Here is a 12,850-nt window from a genome sequence, read left to right on the forward strand (position 1 = left end):
ACTGTCACATCCAGACCGTGACATGCGACTGTCACATCCAGACCGTGACATGCGACTGTCACATCCAGTCGTACGTCCGCTCGACGGCCTTGTTCCACCCCGCATACAGCCGCTCCCGCTCCTCGTCGTCCATGTGTGGGGTCCATTCCTGCCCGACGGCCCAGTTGTCGTGAATGTCCTTCTCGCCGGACCAGAATCCGACGGCGAGCCCGGCCGCATAGGCGGCACCGAGCGCGGTCGTCTCGTTGACGACCGGACGGATGACGGGCACGTCCAAGATGTCCGCCTGGAACTGCATCAACGTCTGGTTCACGACCATGCCGCCGTCGACCTTCAGCGACGTCAACTCCACTCCGGAATCGGCGCGCATCGCCTCGATGACCTCCCGGGTCTGGTAGGCGGTCGCCTCCAGTGCGGCACGCGCGAGATGCCCCTTGCCGACGAATCGGGTCAGCCCCGCGATGACCCCACGTGCATCCGAACGCCAGCGCGGCGCGAACAGACCCGAGAAGGCGGGCACGATATAGGCGCCGCCGTTGTCGTCGACGGTCCGGGCCAGATCCTCGATGTCCGCGGCGGACTCGATGATGCCGAGGTTGTCCCGCAGCCACTGCACCAGCGAGCCGGTGACCGCGACCGAACCCTCCAGGGCGTACACGGCCTCGGCGTCCCCGATCTTGTAGCACACGGTGGTGAGCAGTCCGTGCTCGCTGCGCACCGGCGTCGTCCCGGTGTTGAGCAGCAGGAAGTTTCCCGTGCCGTAGGTGTTCTTCGCGTCGCCCACGTTCAGGCAGGCCTGCCCGAACGTGGCCGCCTGCTGATCGCCGAGGATGCCGGCCACCGGAATACCGGGCAGGGTGCCCCACTCGCGAACCGTGCCGTACACCTCCGACGAACTGCGAATCTCCGGCAGCAGCGACATCGGGATGTCGAAGTCCGCACAGATCTGCGGATCCCAGTCGAGCGTGCGCAGATTCATCAACATCGTCCGGGAGGCATTCGTGACATCCGTCACGTGGACTCCGGCGGTGATGTTCCACAGAACCCAGCTGTCGATGGTGCCGAAGCACAGTTCACCGGCCTCGGCGCGCTCCCGGACGCCCTCGACGTTGTCGAGGATCCAGCGCAGCTTGGGGCCGGAGAAGTAGGTCGAGAGGGGAAGACCGGTGGCCTCGCGGAAGCGGTCGGGACCCTGGTCACCGGCGAGTTCGGTGCACAACTCGTCGGTGCGGGTGTCCTGCCACACGATCGCATTGTGCACCGGCAGGCCCGTGTTCCGGTCCCAGACCACCGTCGTCTCGCGCTGGTTGGTGATCCCGACCGCCGCGATCGACGAGGCCGCGACATCGGCCTTCGCGATCGCGGTTGCGACCACTTCTCGCACGTTGATCCACAATTCCATGGGATCGTGCTCGACCCACCCGGCGCGCGGGAAGACCTGTCGGTGTTCCTTCTGGGACACGCTGACCACCGAGCCGGAATGATCGAAGATCATGCACCGGCTCGAGGTCGTGCCCTGGTCGATCGCAGCGATGTACTGAACCACACGCATGAAGCTACTAGCCTGGGGTGGAATCCGTCGTCATCTGACAGGCAGGGGCCCGTGTTGAGCAACCAGTCGGAAGTACCTTCGCTCGGCCCGATCCAGCGTGAGCAGGCATGGGATCAGTTGCAGAAGAACGAGTTCGACATGGTCGTGATCGGTGGCGGGGTGGTGGGTGCGGGCACCGCGCTCGATGCCGCCACCCGGGGGCTGAAGGTCGCACTGGTGGAGGCCAGGGACTACGCGTCGGGGACGTCGAGTCGGTCGTCGAAGATGTTCCACGGCGGGCTGCGCTATCTCGAACAGTTCGAATTCGGGCTGGTGCGCGAGGCGCTCCACGAGCGCGAGTTGTCGCTGACCCGGCTGGCGCCGCATCTGGTCAAGCCCCTGCGGTTTCTGTTCCCCATCACCCACCACCTGTGGGAGCGGCCGTACATCGCCGCGGGCATCTTCCTGTACGACCGGATGGGCGGAGCAAAATCCGTTCCGGCACAGAAGCATTACACCCGTGCCGGGGCGCTCCGGCTGGCCCCCGGTCTGAAGCGGGACTCGCTCGTCGGGGGTATCCAGTACTACGACACCGTCGTGGACGACGCCCGGCACACCATGACCGTCGCCAGGACGGCCGCGCACTACGGCGCCGTCGTCCGCACGTCCACCCAGGTGGTCGGCTTCCTCCGGGAGGCCGATCGGGTGTCCGGGGTGCGCGTGCGTGACGTCGAGGACGGGCGGACCGCCGAGGTCCGCGCCCAGGTCGTGGTCAACGCGACGGGCGTGTGGACCGACGAGATCCAGGCCCTCTCCCGGGTTCGCGGGCGATTCCGGGTCCGCTCGTCCAAGGGCGTGCACATCGTCGTGCCCCGCGACCGGATCGTCAGCGACGCCGCCATCATCCTGCGGACGGAGAAGTCGGTACTGTTCGTGATTCCGTGGGGCAGCCACTGGATCATCGGCACCACCGACACCGACTGGAACCTCGACCTCGGGCATCCGGCCGCGACGAAGGCCGACATCGACTACATCCTCGGGCACGTCAACACGGTGCTGGTCACGCCGCTCACCCACGAGGACATCGAGGGCGTCTACGCCGGGCTGCGCCCACTGCTCGCCGGCGAGAGCGACGAGACCTCCAAGCTCTCGCGCGAGCACGCCGTGGCCCGGGTCGCCCCCGGGTTGGTCGCCATCGCGGGCGGCAAGTACACCACCTATCGGGTGATGGGACAGGACGCCGTGGACCTGGCGGTGGACGACATCGCCACCCGGGTCGCCTCGTCGGTCACCGAACGCGTCCCGCTGGTCGGGGCGGACGGCTACTTCGCGCTGGTCAACCAGACGGTCAGCCTGGGCGAACAGTACGGGCTGCATTCCTATCGGATCCGGCACCTGCTCGATCGGTACGGCTCGCTGATCGGCGACGTACTCTCCTTCGCCGACGGCACACCCGAACTGCTGGCACCGATCACCGATGCGCCGTCGTATCTGCAGGTGGAGGCCGTCTACGCCGCGGCGGCGGAGGGTGCGCTGCACCTGGACGACATCCTCGCCCGCCGCACTCGTATCGCGATCGAATACGCGCACCGGGGCGTCAACTGTGCCGAGCAGGTGGCGGCACTGGTGGCTCCGATACTGGGTTGGGACGCGGCGACGGCCGATCGCGAGGTCGCGAACTATTGCGCCCGGGTCGCCGCCGAGATCGAATCACAGCAGCAGCCCGACGACGAAGCAGCCGACGCGTTGCGCGCCGCGGCCCCGGAATCACGTCCCGAACTGCTCGAACCGGTCCCGGTCAGTACGCCGGTCCAGACCTGACCGATGAGTTCCGCCGGGTCGGCGGGTCGATCGATGTATGGACGATGACCCTGTGAACGATGACCCTGACGGCCACGGACACCATGCGGAGTATGCGGACCGAGAGGACTGGGACCTCGGACCGGCGGCGGACGCGCTGCGCCGGTTGCTCCCGGGAGTGACGGACGAACGGCTCGGCGGACCGACGCCGTGCCCGGAGTGGAACGTCGCCGCGCTGCTCGATCACCTGATCGGACTGAGCTGGGCGTTCACCGCCGCCGCCCAGAAGATCCGGGTGGGCGGTGAGCCTTCCGGTGATGCCGGGAGGCTACCGCCGGATTGGCGCGAACGCCTCCCGGACCAGTTGGGGCTGCTGGTCGCCGCGTGGCGGCAGGACGGGGCCCGCGAGGGGGCGACCGAGGCCGGTGGTGTGGAGCTTCCCGCGGACCTGATGGGCATCGTGGCCCTCAACGAACTGGTGCTGCACGGCTGGGACCTGGCGCGAGCGACCGGCCAGGAACTCGAGGTGACCCCCGCGGCGGTACGGGCGTGCCACCGTCTCTTCGTGGCAGCGGGCGGCGGCGGAGACGACCCCGAAGGCCCCTTCGGTCCGTCGGTCCCGGTTCCGGACGAGGCGACGGCGTTCGACAAGCTGCTCGGATCCGCCGGACGCGACCCCGGCTGGCATCCGTGAGGATCGGATCCGATCAGGTCCGGAACGCGGGCTGACATCGGGGACACGAGATCACGTTGCGGCCACCGAGATCCCGCGCCTCGAGTGGAGCGCCGCAACGGCGGCAGCGCTGTCCGGCTCGCCCGTACACCCACGGGCGGTGCCGCACCGGCCGGTCGCGGTCGGCGAACAGGATTCGCTGGGCGAGTGTGACGAGGCCGCGGAGGTCGGGGACCTGCGCGGACGGAGTGAACGGGTCAACGCCTCGGAGGAAGCACACCTCGTTGCGGTAGATATTGCCGATACCGGCGAGATTGCGCTGGTCGAGCAGGGACAGACCGATCGGCTGGTCGCCGGCAGCGCGCAGGTTGGCGGCGGCGACCGCCGCATCCCAATCCGCACCGAGAAGGTCGGGGCCGAGATGGCCGACTACGTCGTCCTCGCGGTCGCGGCCCAGTATCTCGGTGACTCCGAGTGAGAACCCGACGGCGGTGTGAGCATCGGTGTCGAGGACGAGCCGAGCCTGATGGCCGGGGCGTCGCCACCGCTCGCCCAGGCGGTAGACGTGCCACACGCCCTCCATCTTCAGGTGCGTGTGGATCGTGGACGTGCCGACCCGGATCAGCAGGTGCTTGCCGCGGCTGAGCACCTCGTCGACCTCCTGGCCCGCCAGGTCGGTGGTGGCGAACCGGGGCACCCGGAAATCGGTGCGGCGCAGCACTCGCCCGGACAGCACCGCACGCAGGCTCTTCGCGGTGCGCCACACGGTGTCGCCCTCGGGCATCGCGCCTCCTCCGTTCTGTCCGGTCGGCTGTGTCCGGTCCGCTCTGTCCGGTCAGCTCCGGAGTCGGAATCCCCGCGGCGTCGCGGAGAAGCCGGACTCGGTGAGGATCGCAGCGAAATCGTGTCCGTGGATACTCGCGCCGTCGACCTTCTCGATCACGATCTTGTCCACTCCTCGGTTCTCGACCACTCCGGCCAGCGATTGGACGGCGGTGCGGAGGACGCCGGGGTCGTCGTCGAAGGTGAGCACGGTACGCCCGCCGCGCTCGACGAACAGTGCGAGCATTCCGTCGACGAGAACGACGAGCCCACCCGCCTTGCGCCCCGGGCGATGGGCGGGGGAGTCGTCCGAGCGGGCCGGCCACGGCAGTGCGGCGCCGTACGGGTTGGCCGGATCGGTGGCCGCGAGGGTGACGGCGGGCGCTGCCCGGTGTCTGCCCTCGAGCGAGTCGGCGTAGCTGCGGAGGCGATCCACCACGTGTGGGGTGGAGAACTGTGCCCCGCCGAGCGTCTCCACGAAGTGCCCCCGACGGCATCGGCCGCTGTCCTCGAAGGTGCCGAGCACCTTGTACATCAGTGCGAAGCCCCCGGGAACGCTCTCGCTCGTCACGGAGCCGCGGGTGACGACCCCGTAGCGCTCGAGCAGCAGCTCGGCGGTCGCGCTGGCCCGCAGGGTCGGGTCGGGTTCGGGGGCCGGGAGCAGGGACCACCGCCCCGCGACGGTCGGGGGGCCGCCTCGCGACGGCAGTGCTCCGGCGCGCAGCGAGCGGGTGCGCGGTGCGCGGCGGGGCGCACGATGACTGGTGGTCCGGCGCGAGGTGTCCGACAGCAGCGCGCGTACGGGCGCGAGGGTGTCGTTGCCCACGTACCCGAGCCACACCAGGTCCCACAGCGCCGCCGCCAGCGCCGCGTCGTCGTTCATCTGCAGCGTGTCCGAGAGTTGCCGGAAGAAGTAGGCGCCGCCCCCGGAGAGCGTGTCGAGGATGCGCGCCTGAAGCTCCGTCGGATCCGACGGAGCCGGGCCGACGAGGGTCAGCGGCGCGGTGTCCGACGGGTGCACCGTGAGCCAGCCGTCCTTTCCGGAGATCGCCCCGGCGCCGGCCCAGAGCACTTCGCCGGAGGCGGTGAGCTCGTCGAGCATGGCGGGGGAGTAGTCCGCCACGCGGGCCGGAAGTACGAGGGATTCCAGCGCCGATGCCGGGAGCGGAACGCCCGCGAGCTGTTCGAGGACCGTGGCGACACCGTCGACGCCGCGCAGTGTGCCGCCGACGTGTTGCCAGTTCGGCAGGAAGCGGCCGAGTGCCGCGGTGCCCACCGGCTCGACCTCCTGCCGGGCTGCGGCGAGCGACCGGCGCCGCAGCCGCCGCAGGACCGAGGCGTCGCACCATTCCGAGCCCTGGCCGCCGGGGCGGAACTCGCCCTCGACGACGCGCTTGTCGGCGGCCAGACGGACGAGGACGTCACGGACGACTGCCGGGCCGAGCCCGAATCTCGCCGCGGCGTCGGCGGTGGTGAACGGGCCGTGGGTACGTGCGAACCTGCCGATCAGGTCGCCCAACGGGTCCGCGACCGGTTCGACGAAGGCCGCAGGCGTCCCGATCGGCAACGGGACACCCAGCCCGTCGCGCAGTCTCGCCGCGTCCTCGATCGGCGCCCACCACGACGTCCCGGCGAACGACACCTGGAGGGCGCGGGTGCTCGCGTGCAGTTCCTCGAGCCATCGGCCGGGGTCGGTGGTGGACCGGGCGGCCACTTCCTCGGTGGTGAGCGGTCCGAGGAGACGGAGCAGGTCCGCCACGCCCTCGAGGTCCCGCGCCCGTCGATCCGGCGCCAGACGTTGGAGTTCGCGTTCGGCCTCGGCGAGGACGTCGGCGTCGAGTAGCTCGCGCAGTTCGACCCGGCCGAGCAACTCGGCGAGCAGTGTCGCGTCGAGTGACAGTGCGGCGGCGCGCCGCTCGGCGAGTGGGCTGTCGCCCTCGTACAGGAACTCGCCGACGTAGTTGAACAGCATGGCGCCTGCGAACGGTGACGGCGACGCGGTCTCGACCTCGACCAGGCGTACCTGACGACGGGCGACCCGCACGAACAGATCCTTCAGCGCCGGGAGGTCGTACACGTCCTGCAGGCATTCGCGGACGGTCTCGAGCAGGATCGGGAACGTCGGGAACTTGCGGGCGACGTCCAGCAACTGCGCCGACCGCTGTCGCTGCTGCCACAGCGGCGCCCGCTTTCCCGGGGTACGGCGCGGCAACAACAGTGCGCGGGCGGCGCATTCGCGGAACCGGGAGGCGAACAGCGCCGAACCGCCGACCTGCTCGGTGACGAGGTCCTCGATGTCGTCGGGGTCGAACGAGAACAGATCCGCACCGGGCGGGGCGTCCTCGGTGTCCGGGAGACGGACGATGATCCCGTCGTCGGACGCGGTGGCATTGGCCTCCACTCCGAGGTTCTCCCGCAGTCTCGCATTCACGCCCAGCGCCCAGGGAGCGTGGACACGCTGCCCGTACGGTGAGTGCAGGACGAGCCGCCAGTCGCCGAGTTCGTCGCGGAACCGCTCCACCACGAGAGTGCGATCGGTGGGCACCTGACCGGTGGCGGCCTTCTGCTCGGCGACCAGTTGCAGCAGGTTGGTGGTGGCGTTCTCGTCGAGACCCCCGGTGCGGGCACGCTCGGCCGCGGCCTCCTCGTGGCCGAGCGAGATCTCCCGGAGGAACGCGCCCAGTGCCTCACCGAGTTCGGCGGGACGCCCCAGCCCGTCGCCGTGCCAGAAGGGCAACCGGCCGGGTAGCCCGTACGCAGGGCTGACCAGGACCCGGTCGAAGGTGATCTCCTCGATTCGCCAGCTGGTCGCGCCGAGCGCGAAGACGTCACCGACGCGTGACTCGTAGACCATCTCCTCGTCGAGTTCGCCCACCCGGGAAGCCTTCTCGCCCACCATGTAGACGGCGAACAGGCCGCGGTCGGGAATTGCCCCGCCGGAGGTGACGGCCAACCGCTGCGAGCCGGGGCGTCCGGTCAGGGTGTTGGCGTCCCGGTCCCACACCAGCCGGGGCCGCAGCTCGGCGAACTCGTCCGAGGGGTAGCGGCCGGCGAGCAGGTCGAGAGTGGATTCGTACGCCGAACGAGGAAGCGTCGCAAAGGATCCACTGCGACGTACCGTGTCGAACCAGTCGTCGACGTCGACGGTGTCGAGGGACGTCGCGGCCACCGTGTGCTGGGCGAGGATGTCGAGCGGGTTGGCCGGAACCGCGAGAGCCTCGATCTTTCCGGTGACCATGCGCTCCACGGTGACGGCGCAGTGCAGCAGATCCGTTCGGTGTTTGGGGAAGACGACGCCCCGGGATATCTCGCCGACCTGGTGCCCGGCCCGGCCGACGCGCTGTAGCCCACTCGAGACCGACGGCGGGGACTCGACCTGGATCACCAGATCGACTGCGCCCATGTCGATACCGAGTTCGAGGCTGCTGGTGGCGACGACGCACCGCAGACGCCCGGTCTTGAGATCGTCCTCGATCACGGCCCGCTGATCCTTGCTCACGGAGCCGTGGTGGGCACGCGCGAGGAGGGGCCCGGCACCGTAGTTGACGTCGGTGGACGCCCCGATCTGGGCGGGTGGCTTGCCGGTGCGTTCGACGGATTCGCCGAGCTTCTCGGTATAGAGCTCGTTGAGCCGGGCCGTGAGCTTCTCCGCGAGGCGCCGCGAGTTGGCGAACACGATCGACGAACGGTGGCTCAGGACGAGGTCGACGATGCGTTCCTCGACGTGCGGCCAGATCGATCCGGCCTGTGGTGTCGCCGACTCGGAGTCCTCGCCCGGCTCGGCGAGCCCGAGTTCGGTCATGTCCTCGACCGGCACCTGGACGGTGAGGTCGAACATCTTCGGCGACGGGGGAGCGACGATGCGAATCGGTGCGGAGCCGGAGAGGAACCGCCCGATCTCCTCGCGCGGACGCACCGTCGCCGACAGCCCGATCCGCTGGGCGGGACGGGCCAGCAGATCGTCGAGCCGTTCGAGGGACAACGCCAGATGAGCGCCGCGTTTGGTGCCGGCCACGGCATGGACCTCGTCGACGATGACGGTCTCGACACCGGCGAGGCTCTCGCGGGCCGAGGACGTCAGCATGAGGAACAGTGACTCCGGCGTGGTGATGAGGATGTCCGGGGGGTTGGTCACCAGTTGACGCCGGGCGCTCGCCGGAGTGTCTCCGGAGCGCACTCCGACACGGATCTCGGGAGGTTCGAGACCCAGGCGGCGCGCCGTCTGGGTGATCCCGACGAGCGGCGCCCGCAGGTTCCGCTCGACGTCCACACCGAGCGCCTTGAGCGGGGAGAGGTACAGCACCCGGGTGCTGCGTCGCGGCGCGTCTTTCCCGCCGCCCGTGTCTGCACCGCCTGCGCCTCGGATCGCTTCCCGGTCCGTCGCCAGGCGGTCCAGCGACCACAGGAACGCCGACAGCGTCTTTCCCGAGCCGGTGGGGGCGACGACCAGTGTGTTCGTCCCGCTCGCGATCGACTCCCAGGCACCGAGCTGCGCCTCGGTGGGGGCGGGGAAGGCGCCGTCGAACCACTGCCGGGTGGCGGCGGAGAAACGGTCGAGCGCGGTACTCACGTGTCCATACTGCCCCGTGGCACCGACACCGCCCGTGGCCCGGATATCTCGCTGGCCCGGATATCTCGCCGGCCCGGACAGGTCAGCCGAACTCGACCCCCTGGGCGAGGGGAAGCTCGTCGGAGTAGTTGACGGTGTTGGTCGCCCGGCGCATGTAAGCCTTCCAGGAGTCGGATCCGGATTCGCGGCCCCCGCCCGTCTCCTTCTCGCCACCGAAGGCGCCGCCGATCTCCGCGCCCGAGGTGCCGATGTTGACGTTCGCGATACCGCAGTCGGATCCGTCCGCGGACAGGAACCGTTCCGCCTCGCGCTGATCGGTGGTGAAGATCGACGAGGACAGTCCCTGCGGTACCGCGTTGTGCAGCGCGATCGCCTCGTCGAATTCCTCGTAGGTGAGCACGTAGAGGATCGGCGCGAAGGTCTCGGTTCTGACGATCTCGGTCTGTTCCGGCATCCGCACCAGTGCGGGGGTGACGTAGTACCCGATCTCGCCGATCCGTTGCCCGCCGCAGACGACTTCGCCGCCGTCGGCGCGCGCGGTGTCGAGGGCAGCGGTCATCGCCCGATGGGCTCCGGCGTCGATCAGCGGGCCGACCAGGACTCCCGGTGCGAACGGGTCGCCCACGCGCAGTGAACGGTAGGCGGCCGCGATGCGGTCCACGACCTCGTCGACCACCGAGGAGTGCACGATCAGCCGGCGCAGTGTGGTGCACCGCTGGCCGGCCGTCCCGGCGGCGGAGAACACGATGCCCCGCACGGCCAGGTCGAGGTCGGCGGACGGGGCGACGACGGCCCCGTTGTTCCCGCCGAGTTCGAGCAGGCAGCGTCCGAACCGGGCGGCCACCCGCGGCGCCACCGCGCGGCCCATCGCCACCGAACCCGTCGCGCTGACCAGGGCTACGCGCGGATCGTCGACCAGGACCTCGCCGATGTCGGTGCCGCCGTACAGCAACTGGTGGACGGCCTCCGGTGCACCGGTCTCCCGCGCGGCCCGAGCGAGCAACGCGGCACAGGCCGTGGCGGTCAGCGGAGTTCGTTCGGACGGCTTCCACAGCACCGTGTCGCCGCACACGAGCGCGATGGCGGTGTTCCAGGACCACACGGCGACCGGGAAGTTGAATGCCGACACGACGGCGACGACCCCGAGCGGGTGCCAGGTCTCCGACAGCCGGTGTCCGGGCCGTTCGGACGCCATCGTCACGCCGTAGAGCTGACGGGACAGGCCCACCGCGAAGTCACAGACGTCGATCATCTCCTGGACCTCGCCGAGCGCCTCGGACTCGATCTTCCCGGCCTCGAGGGTGACCAGCTCGGCCAGATCGCTCTTGTGTTCGGCGAGCAGCTCGCCGAGCCGACGGACCGTGGCACCCCGCACCGGCGCGGGCGTGGACCGCCAGTCGCGGAACGTGTGCGCCGCGGCGGCGAGTGCGGCCTCGACGTCGGCGGCGCAGCTCACCGGGACCTCGGCCAGCGGGGTGTCGGTGATCGGCGTACGGGCGACGAGGTCACCTGAGCCGGGTAGCTGCGCGCCGCAGCGGTGCAGCGCACGGAGAGCTCGGTCCCGGAGAGCCTCGGGGTCCGGTGGCGTCACGATGGTGTCCTTTCCGACGGGGGATCTTTCCGGGCGGGTGGGCCGGGCGAGGCCGTTCGTCGCGAACTCTGCTGTTGTCGACGGTAGAGGTCGAACGGGTCGTGGATCGGCCGTCCGAGAAATCCGGCGAGTCGGTCCACGTCGTAGCCGCCCGAGGTAGCTGTCTGCGGGTGGACCCGCACGGTGTCCGCGTCGAGGTTCGAGCGGAAGATCCCCGCGGCCGACGCGGGAAGGAAGTCCTCGTAGACGATCGGTTCCCGGACCACCCGGCCATCGGTGCCTTGTCGGTAGGTGAAGTAGGCGAGCCCCTGACGGTCGAGATCCTCCTCGTCGGCGGGGAATTCGCGCTCCCAGATCGAGGCGTCCGCGCCGTCGAGACGGTCGTACAGGGCGCGTCCGGCCGGAGTCAGCGCCACACCTCGCGCCTCGACCTCGCCGAACCGTACGCGTAGCGTGCCCTCGGCGATCGTGCCGTCCGGCTCCAGGAACCGGCGTGGTTCGGCGAGGGCACGAAACGAAGTCTGCCGGAGCAGGACCGCGGGGCCGGACCATCGCGGAGGACCCTGGATCCGGTCGATCATCGCGATTCCGCGGTCGGTCATTCGCCGGTACAGCTCGTCGATGTCGAGGACGCGCGGAGTGAGGTGGTTGACGTGGGTCCCGGCGACCCCGCCGATGTCCGCGGCGACCGGGGAGACGGCTTCGAGCTCGCGGTACCAGGCGCGATCCACCGGCGCGTCCGTCAGCGCGAACACGGCGGTGGCCCGATCGACGAATTCGGTGGCTGCCGGCTCCGGAAGCCCACCGTCTCGTTCGGCCCGGGTCGCGAGTGCGAGTAGCTCGGGTGCGAACAGCGACCGGGCGGCGAGGAAGCGGTCCAGCCGGGCGGCGAGGTCGATGTCGAAGAATCGCCGGTCGGCGACGGCGAGCAGTGACGTGAAGACACGGAAGGGATTTCGGGACAGTTCCGCGGGATCGATCGGGCGGAATGCCGTCGAGACCACGGGCACGGGGGAGGCCGCATCGCGGAGATCGTAGAAGCCGACCGGGTGCATGCCGAATCCGGCGAACAGTTGCGCGGCCTCGTACATCTCGGCCGGGGTGCCGAGCCGGACGGCGCCGTGGCGCTCGGCGCTCACCCGTGCCAGGCTGCCCCACCGTTCGGCACGGGCGGGATGTGCCGCAGCGAAATCCGCGTTGACCTCGCTCGTGACCTGGACCAGCGTGGTGTAGGCGGGGACCTCGTGCCCGTACATGGCGGACAGCGCCCGCGCGAAACGCGCGCGCAGCTCCGACGTTTCAACCATGTCGGCCCGTCCCTCCGATAGCCTGCGCTGGTGGGCGAACACGCGAGGAACGACACGCATCCGGCACCGCTCGACGACATCGATCGGGTGCTGATGCGCGAGCTGGTGGCGGACGGCCGGGCCACGCTCGCGGTACTCGCGGAGAAAGCGGGGCTCTCGGTGTCGGCGGTGCAGTCCCGGGTCCGCCGCCTCGAGGCCCGGAAGGTGATTCGCGGGTACAGCGCCAAGGTGGACCCGGAAGCTCTCGGTCACGGATTGTCGGCATTCGTCGCCATCACTCCTCTCGACCCGTCGCAGCCCGACGACGCCCCGGCACGCCTGCGGCACCTGCCCGCGATCGAGGCGTGCCACTCCGTCGCGGGTGACGAGAGCTACGTCCTGCTGGTGCGGGTCGCGACACCCAGACATCTCGAGCAGCTGCTCCAGGACATCAGGGCCACCGCCAACGTGCATACCCGTAGCACCATCATCCTGCATACATTTTACGAACTCTGACCACTCCGCCGCATATGTTGCGGATTCGATGCCTGGATTCCGTAACTATAACGGTCTTCGG

8 protein-coding genes are annotated in these 12,850 nt (G+C 69.7%); 3 read left to right on the forward strand and 5 right to left on the reverse strand.

What is annotated here, in order from left to right:
* Window positions 1-58: 58 nt before the first annotated feature.
* Window positions 59-1,552 carry a glycerol kinase GlpK gene (gene glpK / locus G4H71_RS17550; RefSeq protein WP_072736556.1) on the reverse strand — a complete coding sequence of 498 codons (1,494 nt, stop codon included), beginning with the start codon at window positions 1,550-1,552 and terminating at the stop codon, window positions 59-61.
* Window positions 1,553-1,606: 54 nt separating this feature from the next.
* Here glpK and G4H71_RS17555 point away from each other — a divergent pair, with 54 nt between their 5' ends.
* Together G4H71_RS17555 and G4H71_RS17560 are read left to right on the forward strand one after the other, a co-directional pair.
* Window positions 1,607-3,352, forward strand: a complete 1,746-nt coding sequence (locus G4H71_RS17555) for a glycerol-3-phosphate dehydrogenase/oxidase (protein ID WP_072736686.1) — start codon at window positions 1,607-1,609, stop codon at window positions 3,350-3,352.
* A gap of 52 nt (window positions 3,353-3,404) precedes the next feature.
* On the forward strand, window positions 3,405-4,025 hold the full coding sequence (locus G4H71_RS17560; protein ID WP_072736685.1) for a TIGR03086 family metal-binding protein: 621 nt from the start codon (window positions 3,405-3,407) through the stop codon (window positions 4,023-4,025).
* Window positions 4,026-4,038: 13 nt separating this feature from the next.
* Here G4H71_RS17560 and G4H71_RS17565 read toward each other — a convergent pair whose 3' ends face one another.
* From G4H71_RS17565 to hglS, 4 genes are all read right to left on the reverse strand, one after another.
* On the reverse strand, window positions 4,039-4,788 hold the full coding sequence (locus G4H71_RS17565; RefSeq protein ID WP_072736555.1) for a DNA-formamidopyrimidine glycosylase family protein: 750 nt from the start codon (window positions 4,786-4,788) through the stop codon (window positions 4,039-4,041).
* 51 nt (window positions 4,789-4,839) lie between these two features.
* Window positions 4,840-9,396 (reverse strand): ATP-dependent helicase, encoded by a 4,557-nt coding sequence (locus G4H71_RS17570; RefSeq protein WP_072736554.1) that lies wholly within the window; start codon window positions 9,394-9,396, stop codon window positions 4,840-4,842.
* Window positions 9,397-9,478: 82 nt separating this feature from the next.
* The gene (amaB, locus tag G4H71_RS17575; protein WP_072736553.1) at window positions 9,479-10,987 is read right to left on the reverse strand and encodes an L-piperidine-6-carboxylate dehydrogenase; all 1,509 of its coding nucleotides are present in this window, start codon (window positions 10,985-10,987) and stop codon (window positions 9,479-9,481) included.
* Window positions 10,984-12,294 carry a 2-oxoadipate dioxygenase/decarboxylase gene (gene hglS, locus G4H71_RS17580; RefSeq protein WP_072736552.1) on the reverse strand — a complete coding sequence of 437 codons (1,311 nt, stop codon included), beginning with the start codon at window positions 12,292-12,294 and terminating at the stop codon, window positions 10,984-10,986. The genes amaB and hglS overlap by 4 nt, the downstream gene beginning before the upstream one ends.
* A gap of 30 nt (window positions 12,295-12,324) precedes the next feature.
* On the opposite strand from hglS, the gene G4H71_RS17585 reads away from it, so the two are divergent.
* Window positions 12,325-12,789 (forward strand): Lrp/AsnC family transcriptional regulator, encoded by a 465-nt coding sequence (locus G4H71_RS17585; protein ID WP_072736551.1) that lies wholly within the window; start codon window positions 12,325-12,327, stop codon window positions 12,787-12,789.
* Window positions 12,790-12,850 lie beyond the last annotated feature (61 nt).

The sequence above is a fragment of the Rhodococcus triatomae genome (genome assembly GCF_014217785.1).
In the GTDB taxonomy this organism is placed as follows: Bacteria; Actinomycetota; Actinomycetes; order Mycobacteriales; family Mycobacteriaceae; genus Rhodococcus_F; species Rhodococcus_F triatomae.